The organism is Rhizobacter sp. LjRoot28, assembly GCF_964253025.1.
GTDB lineage: Bacteria > Pseudomonadota > Gammaproteobacteria > Burkholderiales > Burkholderiaceae_C > Rhizobacter.
On the sequence record NZ_CAXUQC020000001.1, the window covers coordinates 1,729,419 to 1,745,931 of the forward strand.

Annotated in this window: 17 protein-coding genes; 13 read left to right on the forward strand and 4 right to left on the reverse strand. The window is 68.7% G+C overall.

The window, feature by feature from the left end; translation table 11 throughout:
* Positions 1–23: 23 nt before the first annotated feature.
* Genes ACSQ2F_RS08160 through ACSQ2F_RS08170 form a run of 3 tightly spaced genes read left to right on the forward strand, consistent with a single transcriptional unit; the run spans position 24 to position 2,903 of the window.
* On the forward strand, positions 24–1,043 hold the full coding sequence (locus tag ACSQ2F_RS08160; protein ID WP_436021574.1) for an NADP-dependent oxidoreductase: 1,020 nt from the start codon (positions 24–26) through the stop codon (positions 1,041–1,043).
* A 2-nt stretch (positions 1,044–1,045) separates the two neighbouring features.
* Positions 1,046–1,975: a glutathione S-transferase family protein gene (locus tag ACSQ2F_RS08165; RefSeq protein ID WP_436021576.1), complete on the forward strand. Its 930-nt coding sequence runs from the start codon at positions 1,046–1,048 to the stop codon at positions 1,973–1,975.
* Positions 1,976–1,994: 19 nt separating this feature from the next.
* Positions 1,995–2,903, forward strand: coding sequence for an SDR family oxidoreductase (locus ACSQ2F_RS08170; RefSeq protein WP_436021578.1), 909 nt, complete (start codon positions 1,995–1,997; stop codon positions 2,901–2,903).
* 19 nt (positions 2,904–2,922) lie between these two features.
* Here ACSQ2F_RS08170 and corA read toward each other — a convergent pair whose 3' ends face one another.
* Entirely contained in the window at positions 2,923–3,891 is a 969-nt protein-coding gene (gene corA / locus ACSQ2F_RS08175) for a magnesium/cobalt transporter CorA (RefSeq protein WP_436021580.1), read from the reverse strand.
* A gap of 68 nt (positions 3,892–3,959) precedes the next feature.
* Between corA and ACSQ2F_RS08180 the strand changes: the two genes are divergently transcribed.
* Positions 3,960–5,225 (forward strand): TIGR03862 family flavoprotein, encoded by a 1,266-nt coding sequence (locus ACSQ2F_RS08180; RefSeq protein WP_436021582.1) that lies wholly within the window; start codon positions 3,960–3,962, stop codon positions 5,223–5,225.
* 3 nt (positions 5,226–5,228) lie between these two features.
* On the opposite strand, the gene ACSQ2F_RS08185 is transcribed toward ACSQ2F_RS08180, so the two are convergent.
* Complete coding sequence (locus ACSQ2F_RS08185; RefSeq protein ID WP_436021584.1) at positions 5,229–6,128, reverse strand: LysR family transcriptional regulator ArgP; 900 nt, start codon at positions 6,126–6,128, stop codon at positions 5,229–5,231.
* 69 nt (positions 6,129–6,197) lie between these two features.
* Between ACSQ2F_RS08185 and ACSQ2F_RS08190 the strand changes: the two genes are divergently transcribed.
* Positions 6,198–6,827 (forward strand): LysE/ArgO family amino acid transporter, encoded by a 630-nt coding sequence (locus ACSQ2F_RS08190; protein WP_436021586.1) that lies wholly within the window; start codon positions 6,198–6,200, stop codon positions 6,825–6,827.
* On the opposite strand, the gene ACSQ2F_RS08195 is transcribed toward ACSQ2F_RS08190, so the two are convergent.
* Positions 6,817–7,293, reverse strand: coding sequence for a CreA family protein (locus ACSQ2F_RS08195; RefSeq protein ID WP_436021588.1), 477 nt, complete (start codon positions 7,291–7,293; stop codon positions 6,817–6,819). The genes ACSQ2F_RS08190 and ACSQ2F_RS08195 overlap by 11 nt on opposite strands.
* 256 nt (positions 7,294–7,549) lie before the next feature.
* Positions 7,550–9,634, reverse strand: coding sequence for an ATP-dependent helicase (locus ACSQ2F_RS08200; RefSeq protein WP_436021590.1), 2,085 nt, complete (start codon positions 9,632–9,634; stop codon positions 7,550–7,552).
* Positions 9,635–9,699: 65 nt separating this feature from the next.
* On the opposite strand from ACSQ2F_RS08200, the gene ACSQ2F_RS08205 reads away from it, so the two are divergent.
* The 8 genes from ACSQ2F_RS08205 to ACSQ2F_RS08240 are packed head-to-tail and all read left to right on the forward strand — an operon-like array spanning position 9,700 to position 16,503.
* Positions 9,700–10,614: a DUF72 domain-containing protein gene (locus ACSQ2F_RS08205; RefSeq protein ID WP_436021592.1), complete on the forward strand. Its 915-nt coding sequence runs from the start codon at positions 9,700–9,702 to the stop codon at positions 10,612–10,614.
* Positions 10,615–10,618: 4 nt separating this feature from the next.
* The gene (gene pssA / locus ACSQ2F_RS08210) at positions 10,619–11,236 is read left to right on the forward strand and encodes a CDP-diacylglycerol--serine O-phosphatidyltransferase (protein WP_436021594.1); all 618 of its coding nucleotides are present in this window, start codon (positions 10,619–10,621) and stop codon (positions 11,234–11,236) included.
* A 13-nt stretch (positions 11,237–11,249) separates the two neighbouring features.
* Complete coding sequence (locus ACSQ2F_RS08215) at positions 11,250–11,630, forward strand: DUF6394 family protein (RefSeq protein ID WP_436021596.1); 381 nt, start codon at positions 11,250–11,252, stop codon at positions 11,628–11,630.
* Entirely contained in the window at positions 11,627–13,345 is a 1,719-nt protein-coding gene (locus ACSQ2F_RS08220; RefSeq protein WP_436021598.1) for a potassium channel family protein, read from the forward strand. Before ACSQ2F_RS08215 ends, ACSQ2F_RS08220 begins: the two co-directional genes overlap by 4 nt.
* 43 nt (positions 13,346–13,388) lie before the next feature.
* Positions 13,389–14,183 (forward strand): oxygen-dependent tRNA uridine(34) hydroxylase TrhO, encoded by a 795-nt coding sequence (trhO, locus tag ACSQ2F_RS08225; RefSeq protein ID WP_436021600.1) that lies wholly within the window; start codon positions 13,389–13,391, stop codon positions 14,181–14,183.
* Positions 14,170–15,144 carry a pseudouridine synthase gene (locus tag ACSQ2F_RS08230; protein ID WP_436021602.1) on the forward strand — a complete coding sequence of 325 codons (975 nt, stop codon included), beginning with the start codon at positions 14,170–14,172 and terminating at the stop codon, positions 15,142–15,144. The genes trhO and ACSQ2F_RS08230 overlap by 14 nt, the downstream gene beginning before the upstream one ends.
* Entirely contained in the window at positions 15,134–16,042 is a 909-nt protein-coding gene (gene bla, locus ACSQ2F_RS08235; protein ID WP_436021604.1) for a class A beta-lactamase, read from the forward strand. Before ACSQ2F_RS08230 ends, bla begins: the two co-directional genes overlap by 11 nt.
* Positions 16,043–16,098: 56 nt before the next feature.
* Entirely contained in the window at positions 16,099–16,503 is a 405-nt protein-coding gene (locus ACSQ2F_RS08240) for a PaaI family thioesterase (RefSeq protein ID WP_436021606.1), read from the forward strand.
* The last annotated feature ends 10 nt before the right edge of the window (positions 16,504–16,513 follow it).

Genomic DNA, 16,513 nt, shown 5'->3' on the forward strand with positions numbered 1-16,513 from the left:
CCCCCATCTTCGACGAGGACACCATGAGCAACACCTATCAGCGCATCGTTCTGGCCTCACGCCCCGACGGCGAGCCGACCCCGCAGAACTTCCGCCTCGAATCGGTGGCGGTGCCCGAGCCTGCCGAAGGCCAGGTGCTGGTACGCAACCATTACCTCTCGCTCGACCCCTACATGCGCGGCCGCATGAACGACGGCAAGAACTACGCCCAGCCGCAGCCGCTGGACGAGGTCATGATCGGCGGCACCGTCGGCGAGGTGGTCGCCTCGCGCCACCCGAACTACAAGGCCGGCGACCAGGTCGTCGGCATGGGGGGCTGGCAGCAGTACCAGCTCGCCGATGGCAATCAGCCGGGCGTGCTCCGCAAGGTCGACACGTCCCGGATTCCGCTGTCGGCCTACCTGGGCGCCGTGGGCATGCCGGGCGTCACCGCCTGGTACGGCCTCGTCAAGCTGATTGCTCCGAAGGCGGGTGAAACGGTCGTGGTCAGCGCGGCGAGCGGTGCGGTGGGCGGGGCCGTGGGCCAGTTGGCCAAGGCACGCGGGTGCCGCGCCATCGGCATCGCCGGCGGACCCGAGAAGTGCGCGTTCGTGGTCGATGAACTGGGCTTCGACGCCTGCATCGACTACAAGGCGCACCGCGACCTCGGTTCGCTCAGCGCTGCCTTGAAGGCCGCCGCACCGGACGGCGTGGACGGCTACTTCGAGAACGTGGGCGGCATGGTGCTCGACGCCGTGATGCTGCAGATGAACGCCTTTGGCCGAATGGCCTTCTGCGGCATGATCTCCGGCTACAACGGCGAGCCCATTCCCATGGCCAACCCCCAGCTCATCCTGACCTCTCGCCTCAAGGTCGAGGGGTTCATCGTCAGCGAGCACATGGAAGTGTGGCCGCAGGCGCTTGGCGAACTGGGCACCCTGGTGGCCAGCGGCAAGCTCAAGTACCGCGAAACCGTCGCACCGCGCATCGAGGACGCCCCCGAGGCCTTCATCGGCCTGCTCAAGGGTCGCAACTTCGGCAAGCAGCTCGTGAAGCTGGTCTGATCATGGACGACCTCATTCTCCACCAATACGAGGCCTCGCCGTTCTCCGAGAAGGTGCGGCTGGTCATGGGCATGAAGTCGCTGGCCTGGCGGGCCGTCACCGTGCCCATGATGATGCCCAAGCCCGACGTGGTCGCCCTCACCGGCGGCTACCGGCGCACGCCGTTCCTGCAGATCGGCGCCGATGTCTTCTGCGACAGTGCGCTCATCTGCCGGGTGCTCGATCGGCACGCGCCGGCGCCCGCCCTTTACCCGGCCGCGGCCTCGCCGTTGCAGCACGTCATCGAAAGCTGGGCCGACTCGTCCCTTTTCTGGTGTGCCATTCCGCTGGCCATGCAGGTTGGCGGCCTGGCCCAGCGCATGGCCGGGGAGTCACCCGAGTTCATGAAGGCCTTCGCGGCCGACCGGGCGGCGCTCACCGTGGGGCGTGCCCGCCCGGGGCCCGCCGACAACGCCGCCCACCTGGCCACCCAGCTGCGCTGGCTTGAATCCCTGCTGGCCGACGGCCGGCCCTTCCTGCTGGGCCCGGTGCCCTGCATTGCCGACGTGGCCGCTGCACAGTCGGTGTGGCACCTCCGGCGCGCACCACTGATGGCCGATACCCTGGCGCAGTTCCCTCGCGTCGCCGCCTGGTACACGCACGTCAACGCCTTCGGCCAAGGGCGGCCGACCCCGATGTCGAGCGCCGAGGCCCTGGAGGTGGCGCGCAGCAGCACGGCGTTCGCCTCCGTTCGCGTCGAACCCGACCTGGGCTTCGAGGAGGGGGCCCGCGTCACCGTGGCTGCCACCGACTACGGCAGCGACCCCTGCGAAGGCGCCCTCGTCGGGCTGAGTCTCGACGAGGCCGTCATCGAGCGCGAGGACGAGCGGGCAGGGCGGGTGCGCGTGCATTTCCCTCGCCTCGGCTACCAGATCAAGAACGTCAAACACTGAAACCACTGAAAGGGACGACATGAAGGACTTCAAGGGCGGCACCGCCGTCATCACCGGCGCGGCCTCGGGCTTCGGACTCGAGGTGTCGCGCATCGCCGCAGGCCTCGGCATGAACATCGTCATGGCCGACGTGCAGCAGGAGGCGCTGACGAAGGCCGCCGCCGAGATCACCGGCCTCGGCGCCCAGGTGCTGCCGTACCGGCTCGACATTTCCAAGGCGGCCGAAGTGGAGGCCATGGGCGCCGCCACGCTCGAGCGCTTCGGCGCCCCCAACTTCGTCTTCAACAACGCCGGTGTCGGTGGCGGCGGCCTCGTCTGGGAATCGAGCGTCAAGGACTGGGAGTGGGTTCTCGGCGTCAACCTCATGGGCGTCGTGCATGGGGTGCGGGTGTTCACGCCGATGATGCTCGATGCGGCGCGCAAGGATCCGTCGTTCCGCGGGCACATCGTCAACACCGCCTCGATGGCCGGCCTGCTGGCCGCGCCGAACATGGGCGTCTACACCGTCAGCAAGCATGCGGTGGTGGCCCTGAGCGAGACGCTCTACCAGGACCTGAGCCTCGTCACCGACCAGATCCACGCCTCCGTGCTGTGCCCGTACTTCGTGCCCACCGGCATCGCCGACAGCGCCCGCAACCGTCCCGCCGACCTGAGCGAGGACAAGCCGCAGACGAAGAGCCAGCTCATCGGTCGCGCGATGGCGTCCAAGGCGGTGTCGAGCGGCAAGGTCACGGCCGTGACGATCGCCGAGTCCGTCTTCGAGGCCATCCGCGAGGAGCGCTTCTACATCTACAGCCACGCCCACGCGCTGGCGGGCGTGAAGGTCCGCATGGAAGACCTGCTCGAAGGGCGCAACCCGAGCGACCCGTTCGCGGCGCGCCCGGAAGTGGGTGCCGAGCTTCGCAAGGCGCTCCGCTCGGCCGACTGAAGCAGAACCCGCGCCGGCCCTACAGCCAGTCCGCCTTGCGGAACCGGCGGTAGAGCCAGGCGCAGCTGAGGCCCATCACGCCGAGCGCGGCGGGGTAGCCCCATCGCCACCGCAGTTCCGGCATCAGCTCGAAGTTCATCCCCCAGATGCCGGCGAACACGGTGGCCAGGGCGAAGATGCCCGCCCAGGCCGCCAGGCGTTTGGTGGTTTCGGCCTCGTCGATCGTGATCATCGACAGGTTCACCTGAATCGCGGTGCTGATGGTGTCGCGCAGGTTGTCGAGTTCGCCGTCGATGCGGGCGAGGTGGTCGTAGACGTCACGGAAATAGTGGCGTGAACTCTCGCAGACGGGCGGCACGCGCCCGCGGGTGAGGTGGCCCACCGAGTCCAGCAGCGGCATGACGGCGTGCCGGACCACCGCGATGCGGCGCTTGAGGTCGTACAGGCGCCGCACGTTTTCCTTGCCGCTGCCGCCCACGAAGATCTTCTCTTCAATGCCCTCGAGCTCCGACTCGAGCGCCTCGATGACCGGGAAGTACTGGTCGACGATGGCGTCGAGCAAGGCGTACAGCACGAACCCCGGGCCTTCGCGCATCAGGTGCGGCTCCCGCTCCGCGCGTTCACGCACTTCCTGCAGCGAATGTTCGGAACGGTTGCGCACCGAGATCACGAAGTTCGGGCCGGCGAAGATGGCCACCTCGCCGCTGACCAGATCGTCCGTCGGCCCGTACTCGATGGTGTGCGCGACGGCAAAGACCGTGTCCCCGTACTCCTCGATCTTCGGGCGCTGGTGATCGGTCTCTGCGTCCTCGATGGCGAGCTCGTGCAGGCCGAACTCGTCCCGGATCATCTTCAGCTCGTCGGGTGTCGGGTCCTTGAGGGCGAGCCACACGAGGAATCCGGGTCGGCCGAGGTAGTCGCTGATGGCCTCGGGGCCGATGTCGGCCACCTTGCGGCCTTCCTGATACGCAACGCAGTTGATCAGCATGTCGGGTCTCGTCGGGGAAGGCGACAATGTTGACATGCGCGGCGGTGCCGCGCCACGCCCCCGAACCCATGCCGCCGATGACCGCCCAGCCCTCCACTCCCTCCCGCATTGCCATCGTCGGCGCGGGCCCCGCCGGCCTGATGGCGGCCGAGACACTGGCCGCCCGGGGCCTCGGCGCGGACGTCTACGACGCGATGCCTTCAGTCGCACGCAAGTTTCTCCTGGCCGGCAAGGGCGGGCTCAACCTCACCCATGCGGAGCCCTCGGCCGCGTTTCTCGGGCGGTACGGCGGCGGCACGTCCGGGCTCGTGCCGCATGTCGAGCATTTCGGGGCGGACGCGGTGCGCGCCTGGGCGCGTTCGCTCGGCGTGGAGACCTTCATCGGTTCGTCGGGGCGCATTTTCCCGACGGACCTGAAGGCCGCCCCGCTGCTGAGGGCCTGGCTGCACCGGCTCCGGGCCTCCGGCACCCGCTTCTTCATGCGCCATCGCCTCACCGGCTTGACCGGCGCGGGCCCCTTCACCCTGGCGCTCGAGACGCCCGAGGGTCCGGTCGAACGCACCCATGACGCGGTGATCCTCGCGCTGGGTGGCGGCAGCTGGCGCCGTTTGGGTTCGGACGGTGCCTGGGTCCCCTGGCTGCGCGCGGCAGGAGTTGACGTTGCGCCGCTCGTGCCATCCAACTGCGGCTTCGAGGTCGACCCGCCCTGGAGCGCCATCTTCCGCGAGCGCTTCGCCGGCGAGCCGCTCAAGGGCGTGGCGATCCGCTTCGACGGGCAAGGGCGGCCGCCGTTCGAGCAGGCCGGCGAGTTCGTGGTCACGGAAACCGGCATCGAAGGCAGCCTCGTGTACGCGGTCTCGGCCTTGTTGCGGGACACCATTGCCGAGGCCGGACGCGCCACCTTCCACCTCGACCTCCTGCCACAGCGCTCGCCCGAGTGGGTGGCCGCCGAAGTGGCCCATCCCCGCGGCACGCGTTCGCTGTCGACCCACCTGAAGTCGCGGCTCGGGCTGCACGGCGTGAAGGCAGGGCTGCTGCACGAGTTCCTGTCCAGGGCCGACATGCATGATCCGATCCGGCTCGCCGCGGCGATCAAGGCCTTGCCCGTCACCGTGAACACCACCCGCCCGATCGACGAAGCGATCAGCAGCGCAGGCGGGGTTCGCTTCGAGGGCCTTGACGCCGGCCTCGGCATCAAGGCGCTCCCGGGCGTCTTCTGTGCTGGGGAAATGCTGGATTGGGAGGCGCCGACCGGCGGTTACCTGCTCACCGCCTGCATGGCCACCGGCCGGGCCGCGGGGCGCAGCGCCGCCGACTGGCTGGACGCGCGCTGACGCTCACGGCTCCAGCGCGGCCTTTGCCGTGCCGACCACGGCATCGGTGAGCCGGTCCAGCATGGGAATCTGAAGCCGTGCGTGCTGCCAATGCAAGGGCACCTGCTTGTCGCTGTCGGGCGCGAGGCGGACGAGGCGGCCTCGGCGCAGATGGTCCGCCACGAAGGCGAGCGGGTTCATGCCCCAACCCAGTCCGGCCAGGGCGCCGGCCACGAAGGCCTGCGAGGAGGGCAGCCAGTGCCGCGGCATTTCCACCGCGTGGCCGCACACCTGGCGCACCCATTCGCTCTGCAGCCGGTCCTTGCGGTTGAAGGTCATGCAGGGGGCCTGGGCCAGGGCTTCGGCAGTGACGCCGTCCGGAAACCACCGCCGCACGAAGGCCGGGCTCGCGGTGGCGACGTAGGGCATGTGGCCGAGCGGGATGCTGCGGCAGCCCTGCACCGGCTTGGCACTGCTCGTCACTGCGGCCAGCACGGCGCCGGTGCGAAGCCACTCCGCGGTGTGTTCCTGGTCGTCGATGCTGGTGTCCACCAGGGCCTGCTCCTTGTCGCAGAAGCGGGCCACGGCACCCACGAACCAGCCGTCCAGCGAATCCGCATTCACCGCCACCTTCAAGGTGATGCGCGACGACGCGTTGTCGAGCTGGCCGAGCGCCGGCAACGCGCGGTGCAGGTCGTGCTCCAGCATGCCGACCTGCTCGACGTGGCGGCACAGCCGCTGGCCTGCGTCCGTGGCGACACAAGGCGTCCCGCGGACGATCAGCGCAAGGCCCAAGCGGTCTTCCAGCAGCTTCACCCGCTGCGACACCGCCGAGGCCGTCACGTTGAGCGAGCGCGCGGCGCGCTCGAAGCTGCCATCCCGGACGACCTGGCTGACGGCGGCAAGCGATGCGTAGTCGAGCATTAGCAATCCTTCATCGATTCAAGGAAGTTTAACTGGCCTAAAGTGGCCCAGGCCGCCATGCTTGGCGCCATGGACTTCCTCCTCTCACCCGCCTTCCTCACCGGCTTCGGTCTGGGCCTGGGCCTGATCGTGGCCATCGGCGCACAGAATGCCTTCGTGCTCCGCCAGGGTCTGCGACGGGAGCACGTGTTGCCGGTGGTGGCGTTCTGCTTCGTTGCAGACGTCGTGCTCATCACGCTTGGCGTGTCCGGCATGGCCTCCGTCATCGAAGCGCACCCGCAGATCCGAGCCGTGTTTGCCGCAGCGGGCGCGGCATTCCTGCTCGTCTACGGCATGAAGGCCGCGAGTCGAGCGCTGCGGCCGGGGGCGCTGGTCACGCCGGGTTCGGGGCCGGCCACCCCGTTGCGCCGTGTACTCGTGCAGGTGGCCGGTTTCACGCTGCTGAACCCGCACACCTACATGGACACCGTGTTGTTGGTCGGGTCCGTCGGCGCGCAGCAGATGGGCGCCATGAAGTGGTACTTCACCGCCGGCGCGGCCTCGGCCAGCGGCCTCTGGTTCACGAGCCTCGGCTACGGCGCCCGCTTGCTGGCGCCCTGGTTCCAGCGGCCGGCCGCGTGGCGCATGCTCGACGCGGTGGTGGCGCTGGTGATGTTCGTGCTCGCCGTGGGCCTCGTGTGGCACACCTTCATCGCTTGACCGGAATCGGCGTGCCGCGCGCCACTGGCACGGCCGACACGGCGTTCTGCGGCGAGCCCTCGATGACGCGCTCCGAGTAGGTGAGGTAGACGAGTGCGTTGCGTCGCGTGTCCACCATGCGCACGACGCGCAGCTTCTTGAAAATCAGGGAAATGCGCTCGCTGAAGACCTCTTCCTGAGCGGGCAGTGGCCCCTCGAAGGAGATGGGCCCCACCTGCCGGCAGGCAATCGACGCTTCCGACTTGTCCTCGGCGAGACCCACCGCCCCCTTGATGCCGCCCGTCTTGGCGCGCGAGACATAGCAGGTGATGCCGCTCACCTTCGGGTCGTCATAGGCATCGACCACGATCTTGTGGTCGGGCCCGATCAGCTTGAAGACGGTGTCCACCTCGCCGATGGACTCGGCCCCCGCGGGCGCAACGAAGCAAACGGACACGGCGGCCATGAGGGCTGCGACTGATTTCATCAAGGGCACCTTTGCGTTGAATACGAAATGAAGCGTTGCAAACGGAAGGTTACGACAGCACCCCGTTGAGACGACAGAATTCGAGGCCATGTCCTACACACAGGATTTATCGATCCACCTACGATTTGGTTTCCCCGGGGCCGCAGACTCTCTCCCTCCCCAACTACTGCGGTCTCTTCAACGGATGGGCGCCTCACGGCCCCGTCCGTTTTTTTTATGCAATTCTTGCAGCGACGCGTCGCACCTCGGTGCCCCTTCATTCCCACATTGACCGGATGCGGGACGCGACGTCCACCGCCGGGCCCGAGGCCGTTGCGGATGCTGCCGCTTCATGCCCGCTGTCAGCCGCTTGCGCGCCCACCCAATCGAACTGCTGCGCCACCTCGGGCGGGATGAAGCGCGTGAGCGCGGCATAGACGTGGCGATCGCCGTGGGCCGATTGCTGCGTGATGTGGAAGCGCTGCGGCACGACGAGGCTCAGCTGCTGCTTGGCGCGCGTCATGGCGACATACAGCAGGCGGCGCTCTTCCTCGATCTCAGCCGCATGGCCCGTCGCCATGTCCGAAGGGATGCAGCCGTCGACCGCATTGAGGAGGTACACCGCCTTCCATTCCTGACCCTTGGCCGAGTGGATGGTCGACAGGATGAGGTAGTCCTCGTCGCGATGCGGCACGCCGGCCTCATCGCTCGTGGCTTCGGGTGGATCAAGCGTCAGTTCGGTCAGGAAACGCTCTCGCGTCGTGTAGCCCGCACCGAGGCGCGTGAGCTGCGCGATGTCCGCCAGCCGCACGGTGGCATCCTCGAACAGACGGTCCATCTGTCGCCCATACCAGCCTGCCGCCGTCTCCAGGTCGCGCGGCCACGCGGGCTCGCGACGCAGGGCGGTCCACACGTCTCGAAATGCGCTCCACGCCTCACGGGCTGCCGCTGGCGGTGCAAATGCCTGAAGCGCGCTCGTCGGCTCGGTCGCCTGGTCCATCGCGTCGAGCAGGCGTCGTGCGCTCGCCGGGCCGATGCCCGAGACCAGCTGGGCGACGCGGAAACCCGCCAGGCGGCTGCGCGGGTTCTCGGCCCAGCGCAGGACCGACAGCAGGTCCTTGACATGAGCCGCTTCAAGGAATTTCAGGCCACCGAACTTCACGAAGGGAATGTGGCGGCGCGTGAGTTCGAGTTCCAGCGGGGCGCTGTGATGCGACGCCCGAAACAGCACGGCCTGCGACTTCAGCGTCAGGCCCTGCTCCCGTTGCTCCAGCACGCGGTCGCACACCCATTGCGCCTGGGCCGATTCGTCGGCCACCGTGACGAGGGCAGGGCGGCTCGATGCCGTCTGATCGGTCCAGAGCCGCTTGGCGAAGCGCTCGGGCGCCAGCGCGATCACCGCGTTCGAAGCGTCGAGGATGGGCTGCGTCGAGCGGTAGTTGCGCTCCAGTGCGACTACCCGTGCCGGGATCGGAAACTGCTGCGGGAAGTCGAGGATGTTGCGCACGTCGGCCGCGCGGAACGCGTAGATGGCCTGCGCGTCGTCGCCCACCACCGTGAGTCCGCGGCCGTCGGGCTTGAGCGCGAGGAGGATCCCGGCCTGCAGCCGATTGGTGTCCTGGTACTCATCCACGAGGACCTGGTCGAACCCGGCGCCGATGTCGCGGGCCAGGTCCGGGTCGCTCATCATGTGCGACCAGTACAGCAGCAGGTCGTCATAGTCGAGCACGTGCTGCGCCTGCTTGGCCTGGACATAGCGTTGGAACAGCTGCTTCAGCTCGGCCTCCCACGCCTGGCACCACGGAAAGGTCTGCTGCAGCACCTCGCCAAGTGGCGCCCGGCTGTTCACCACCCGCGAGTAGATCGACAGGCAGGTGCCCTTGAGTGGAAACCGGTTGCGGGTGGCGGCCAGGCCGAGCTCCTGGCGCGCGAGCGCCATCAGGTCTTCGCTGTCCGGCCGGTCGAGGATGGTGAAGGTGTCGGGCAAGCCGATGCGCCCGGCGTGCATCCGGAGCAAGCGCGCGCCGATGGCGTGGAAGGTGCCGGCCCACGGGAACGCTGGCGGGCGCGAGGTGGCGCCATAGCCCAGCGCCTGGTGCAGCACCCGCCCCACGCGGCGCTCCATCTCGGCTGCGGCGCGCCGGGAAAATGTCAGCATCAGGATGCGTTGCGGATCGCCTCCGGCCAGCACCAGTCGCGCCACCCGCGCCGCCAGCGTCAGCGTCTTGCCCGACCCGGCCCCTGCAATGACGAGCAAGGCTCGCGGGTCGCCGTCGAGGCCATGCCCGGCCGCTTCACGCTGCGCGTCGTTGAGTGGGGCGAAGGGGTCGGGCGGTGCGGTAGGCGGGGTTGGGGCGGTCATGGCATGGCCATCACGAAATCACTGCACCTATACTGTATAGGCATCCAGCCAGCCGGGGAAACGCAATGGCCATCCGCATCGGCACCGCCTCCTGGACCGACAAGACGCTCATCGCCTGCGGGCGCTTCTACCCGCGCGGCGCCGGCACGGCCGAGGGGCGCCTGCGCCACTATGCCTCGGTGTTCCCGCTCGTCGAACTCGACTCGAGCTACTACGCCATTCCGTCGGCGGCCAATGCCGCCCGGTGGGCCGAACGCACCCCCGACGGGTTCACCATGAACGTGAAGGCCTTTCGCCTGTTCACCGGGCACCAGACGCCGGTGAATGTGCTTCATGGCGACATCCGCGCCGCGCTCGGACCGGCCGCGCCTGCCACCTTCTTCTACAAGGACATGCCGCCCGAACTGCGCGATGAACTGTGGCGTCGGTTCATCGACGCACTCGTGCCGCTGAAAGCCGCCGGCCGCCTGGGGCTCGTGCATTTCCAGTTCCCCCCCTGGGTGCGGGAGAGTCCGGCGGCGCGGGCGCACGTGGCGCACTGCGTCGAGCGGCTGCAGGGGCACTACGTGAGCGTGGAGTTTCGCCACGCCAGCTGGTTCGCCGAACCCCGCAAGGCGGCCACGCTGGCCTTCGAGCGGGAATTGGGCGTGGCGCATACCGTGGTCGACGAGCCACAGGGGTTCGACAACAGCGTGCCGGCGGTCTGGGAGCTCACCCACCCCCGCTTCGCCCTGGTGCGGCTGCATGGTCGCAACGCCGCCACCTGGAACATCCGCGGGGAGGTCGCGGCCTCCGACCGCTTCAACTATGACTACCCGGAAGACGAACTCCGGGGCCTTGCGGTGCCGATCCGGCAGTTGTCGCAGAAGGCTGCCTTCACCCACGTGATCTTCAACAACAACATGGAGGACCAGGGCCAGCGCAATGCGCTCACCCTGATGGGCCTTCTCGGCCTGGGAGGCAACTCTGGTCTATGCTAGCCGGATGGAAAAAGCCAAGCCCTTCTCGATGATCCGCGAGTTCCACCTCGCGGACTGGTTCACCCTGGCGAACGCCTTCTGCGGGGTGGGTTCGCTCTTCTCGGTGATGACCTACCTCCAGACCCGCGAAGTCCACCATCTGTACTTCGCCTGCGGCCTGGTGCCGCTGGCCCTCATCTTCGACGTGCTCGATGGCCGCATCGCCCGCTGGCGGCAGCGCAGCTCGGCCATGGGCCGTGAACTCGATTCCCTGGCCGACGTCATCTCCTTCGGCGTGGCCCCGGCCGTCATCGCCTATGGTGCCGGCATGCAGGGCTTCTACGACCGCATCATCCTCGTGTTCTTCGTCGCCGCAGGGGTGTCTCGGCTCGCCCGCTACAACGTCACGGCGGAAGCGCTCTCCGAGGGGGGCGACAAGGTCAAGTACTTCGAAGGCACGCCCATCCCGACGTCCATGCTGCTCGTGGTCGTGCTGGCCATTGCGGCCTGGCAAGGGGCCCTGGGTGACGCGCTCTGGTTCGGCAGCGTCAAGATCGGGGGCATGACGCTTCATCCTCTCGTGCTCATGTTCGCGGTCTCGGGCTCGCTGATGGTCAGCCGCATCCGCATTCCCAAGATCTGATCCGCGACGCCTCATGAGCTTCGACAAGATCATCTTCGCGTTCGTCATCGTCCTGGCCCTGACGCTCAACTTCGGCTTCGTGGTCGGAGACATCACCGACATCGCCCATCACAACCGCTACGAACTCTTCGCGTCGCTCGTGGTGAGCCTCATCGCCACGGTGATGAAGTTCGGCGATCGTTCGCAGCTCGGCTCCACCATGCTGGCCACCAGCCTCGTGGCCGACGTGCAGCTGATTGCAGCCGCACTGTTCTGGTCGTGGTCGACCCTGGACGGCGCCACGCTCTCGGTGCACGACACCGTGACCGTCGTCTCGCTGGCCATCGGTGCACTGGCGGCCAACGTGGTGTCGGTGGTCCTGTTGATCGTCGAGACGGCCAGCCTGCGACGATGATCGGCGCCGACGGCCGCGCCCAGCGCGGCGTCTTCATCCTCCTGAGGCGGCTGCGGCTGCCCCTGGTGCTGCTGATCGTCGTCTATGCCGTGGCGATCGTCGGCTTCACGCTCGTGCCGGGCCAGGCCCCCGACGGTTCGCCGTGGCGGATGGGCTTCTTCCACGCCACCTATTTCGTCAGCTTTCTCGGCACGACCATCGGACTCGGAGAAATCCCGTACCCTTTCTCCGATGCCCAGCGCTTGTGGGCCTTGCTGTGCATCTACTCCACCGTCCTCTCGTGGCTCTATGCCATCGGGGCGGTGTTCAGCACGCTGCAGGACCCGATGTTCCGGCGCATCCTCCACGAGAACCGCATGGCCTCGGGCGTGCGGCGCATCACCGAACCGTTCTACCTGATCTGCGGCTACGACGACTCCGGCACCCTGGTGGCGCGCGAGCTGGCCGAGGGGGGCGTACGCCTGGCGGTGGTCGACAACGACCTCACCCGCGTCGATGCGGTCGAGGTGGACAACCTGCGCCTGCCGGTGCCGTCCCTGCATGCCGATGCGAGCGACCCGCGTGCTCTGGCACTGGCCGGGCTCACCTCTCCCTTCTGCGCGGGCGTGGTGGCACTCACGGGCGACGATGGCGTCAACGTCAACGTGGCACTCGCAGCCCGGCTCATGAACCCGTCGGCCGAGATCATCTGCGCCGCCCGCTGGCATCACAAGCAGCCCGAGATGGCGGCGGTGGGTGCCGACCACATCATCAACCCGTTCGACACGTTTGCCGAGCGGCTGATCCTGGCCGTGCAGGCGCCCAGCCTGCACATCATCTACGAGGCCCTCACGACGCAGAGCGCCAACGCGATGGCCGCGCCGCGCGTGCTGCCGCTCGGGCGCTGGATCGTGTGCGGACATGGTCCGTTCGGCCGGACGGTGCGCCGCCACCTCGAGCGCATCGGCATCGAGGTGACCGTCATCGAGGAGCACGGGGGCGACGACGTGCCCGAGGGCACCATCGCGGAGTCGCCGACGCGCGGCGACAGCTGGCGCGCCGCCGGCATCGAGACTGCCGATGGCGTCGTCATCTGCGGCGTCAAGGACACCGAGAACCTCACCGCCTGCCTGACCGCCCGCAAGCTCAATGCCGAGGTCTTCATCGCGGTCCGGCAGAACGAACGGCGCAATACGCCGATGTTCAAGACGGCGCCGCTGGACATCAGCGTGCTGTCCGGCTACATCGTGGCCGCGGAGGTGCTGCGCATCATCCGGGCCCCGCAGCTGTCCTACTTCATGCGCCTGGCCCGCCAGCAGAAGGAGGACTGGGCCCACGACCTGCTGAGCGCGATGCGCGAGCACATCGGCGAGGAGACCGTGGAGAGCTGGTCGCTCACGATCGACCCCGACGAGGCCGGTGCCGTGGTGGCCGCCCTTCGCGCCGGACGCACCGTGACGGTGGGCGACCTGATGCGCGCGCCGGACAACCGCGGCCTGCGCCTGCGTGCCGTGCCGTTGTTGCTGCAACGCACGCAGGAAAAGGTGCTGCTGCCGGCCGACGAGGAAGTGCTGGCCGAAGGCGACCGGCTGCTGCTGTGCGGCCGTGCCATCGCCGCCTCGCGCTTGCGGTGGACCGCACGGGACGACACCGTGCTGGCCTACGTCCTCGACGGTGTCGATTCGCCGCGGCGCGTGCCGTGGCCGCCATTGCCGGGTCGCAGTCTGAGGGTCTGACGACCCGCCCCCCTTGCAAGCCCGGCCTTGCGACAATGCGGCCATGGTGCCCCAGTTCCACATTTCCTTCTACCGGTTCGTCCCGTTGCCGGACGCTGCGACAGTCACTCAGTGGCTTCGCGAGTTGACGCTCGGACTTACCGGCAGCGTGCTGGTGGCCGGGGAGGGCGTCAATGGCGTGCTGGCCGGGTCGGCGTCGGCGCTGGACGACTTCGAGTCCGCATTCACCGCCGACCCTCGCTTCGCCGGCCTGGCCTTCCGCCGCACTGCATGCCGGACGCCACCGTTCGCCCGCATCAAGGTGCACCACCGGCCGGAGATCGTCGCCGTGGGCATCGACGACGCGGTGGCCTCGACCGCCGGCGAGGTGGCCCCTGCCCAGTGGCGCGAACTGCTGGCGCGGGACGACGTGGTCGTGCTCGACAACCGCAATCACTTCGAGTTCCGCCTGGGGCATTTCGAGCGGGCGCTCGACCCCGGCGTGCGCCACTTCCGCGACTTCCCGGCTTACGTCCTTGCCCATGCGGCCGAATGGCGGGAGCAAGGCAAGACCGTGGCCATGTACTGTACCGGCGGCATCCGCTGCGAGAAGACCAGCGCCTGGATGAGCGGGCTGGGCCTCGAGGTGCGGCAGCTCCAGGGGGGCATCCTCAACTACTTCGCCAGCCTGCCTGACGCCGATCGCGACTGGCAGGGCGAGTGCTTCGTGTTCGACAACCGCATCGCGATCGACACGCGGCTGGCCGAGACCGGCACCACCGCCGAGCGGGTCTACGGAGACGACCCGGACGAGGCCTGGCGCCTCGAGCGGGCGCGCCGCCTGGATGCCGCAGGCTGATCCACGGGCGGCCCTCCCCACGCTCGACGGCGTGGGGCCCAGCTGCGTCGGCGTGAGCGCGGGTCCCTGGCGAACGGTGCTGGCGTTCCTGTCGGCGCGGTTTCCCGCGGTACCCGAGAACGACTGGCGGCAGCGTGTGGCCCAGGGCCGCGTACGTGCGGAGGACGGGCGTGCGGTGACCGCTGACGAGGCGTGCGGCGCGCATCGCCGGCTCTACTACTACCGCGAGATCGCTGACGAGCACCGGGTTCCCTTCGAAGCGCGCGTCCTGTTCCAGGATGCCCACCTCGTGGTCGCCGACAAACCTCATTTCCTGCCCGTCACGCCGGGCGGGCGCCACCTGCAGGAGACGCTGCTCGTGCGGCTCAAGCGAGCGCTCGGCATCGAGACCTTGTCACCGCTGCACCGTCTGGACCGTGAAACCGCCGGCCTCGTGCTGCTGAGCGTGCGCCCGGAGGACCGCGCGGCCTACCACCGCCTGTTCCGCGACCGTGCCGTGGACAAGGAGTACGAAGCCGTGGCCGCTGCCCGTTCCTCGTTGTCGGGCGCCTTGGTGCGGCGCAGCCGGCTGGTGGAGTCGGCTGCGTCCTTCATGCAGATGTGCGAGGTGCCCGGCCCGCCGAACGCGGTGACCTTCATCGAGCGCATCGGCCTCCGTGGAGACGGCCTGGCCCACTATCGGCTTCGCCCCGAGACCGGTCAGCGTCACCAGTTGAGGGTGCACATGGCGGCTCTCGGGGCACCGATCGTCGGGGACACCCTCTACCCCGTCCTGCAGCCGGACCTCTCACCCGGCGCGCTCCCGTCGTACGACCGACCGCTGCAGCTGCTGTCACGCCGCATCGCCTTCACCGACCCGGTGACCGGCGAGCCACGTGCCTTTGAAAGCCGCCTTGCGCTGTCGGCCGTCGGGATTGGGCATGATGTCGCGTCTGACGAAGGAGGTACCCGTGACGATTGAGCTGAGACGCCGTGCGCTGCTGGCCAGTGCCTTGCCGGCATGGCTGGCAGGTTGCGCGACCCCGGTCGGCCGCGAAGTCGTCCTCGACGACGCCCTCACCGACCTGCAGGCGCATGTGGGGGGCAAGCTCGGCGTGTTTGCGCAGGACACCGGCACGGGTGATTTCGTCAGCTTCAACGCCGAAAGTCGATTCGCCATGTGCTCCACCTTCAAGGTGCTGCTGGCCGCGGCGGTGCTGGGTCGTGTCGACGACGGGCAGCTGTCGCTGGACCAGACCGTGGCCTACGGACGGCGCGACCTGGTGCCTCACGCGCCGGTGACCGGCCGGCGGGTGGCCGAGGGGCGAATGAGCGTGCGCGACCTGCTCGCGGCCGCGGTCGAGGTCAGCGACAACCCGGCGGCCAACCTGCTGCTGCCCCTGGTCGGCGGGCCTTCCGGCGTGACCGACTTCGTGCGTACGCTCGGTGACGTGAGCACACGGCTCGACCGCAACGAGCCCGAGCTCAACTCCAACCTGCCGGGCGACCTGCGCGACACCACCACGCCCCTGGCCATGGCCAGCAGCGTGCGTGCCGTCGTACTCGGCCGGCACCTGTCCGTGCCGTCGCGTGCCCATCTCACGGCATGGATGGTTGCATCGACCACCGGCCAGCGCCGGTTGCGCGCCGGCCTGCCGGACCACTGGCGCGTGGGCGACAAGACGGGCGGGGGCGCCCGCGGCGCCTTGAACGATGTCGCCGTGGCGTGGCCCAGCGTCGGCTCGCCGCTCGTGCTGGCCGTCTTCATGTCCGGGTCGACCGCGCCGGTCGAGACGCGCGAGGCCGCCCATGCCGTGGCGGCTCGGTTGGTCGTTCGCGAACTGGCCTCGCCGCGGGCGCTTGCGCCGTCGCCGGTGTGACGGACAGTCGGTCGCGCCCCTTCTAGAGTGGGGCTCCATTCCACAGGAGCCCTCTCATGATCGACACGCTGAGGAAGGTCAATGCTTCCGCCGCATTCAACCGCTGGGCGGGCATCGAGGTGAGTGCCGTCTCGGAGGGCGAGGTCGAGTTGCGGTTGCCGTGGCGCGACGAGCTCGGCCAGTACACCGGCTTCCTGCATGCCGCCTTGATCGGCGGTCTGATCGACACGGCCTGCGGCTTTGCCGCCTCCACCGTGGCCGGCAACGTGCTCGCCTCGCATTTCGCCGTCAACTGCATGGCGCCCGCCATCGGCGAGGCCTTCATCGTCAAGGCGAGGGTGGTCAAGGCCGGCCGCAAGCAGGTCTTCACCGTTGCCGAGCTGTTCGCCGAAGGACCGCAGGGGCAGCGACTGGTGGCCACGGGAGATGCCATCCTCGTCCCGGTCGAGGCGCGCGCCTGATCGGTGCGCG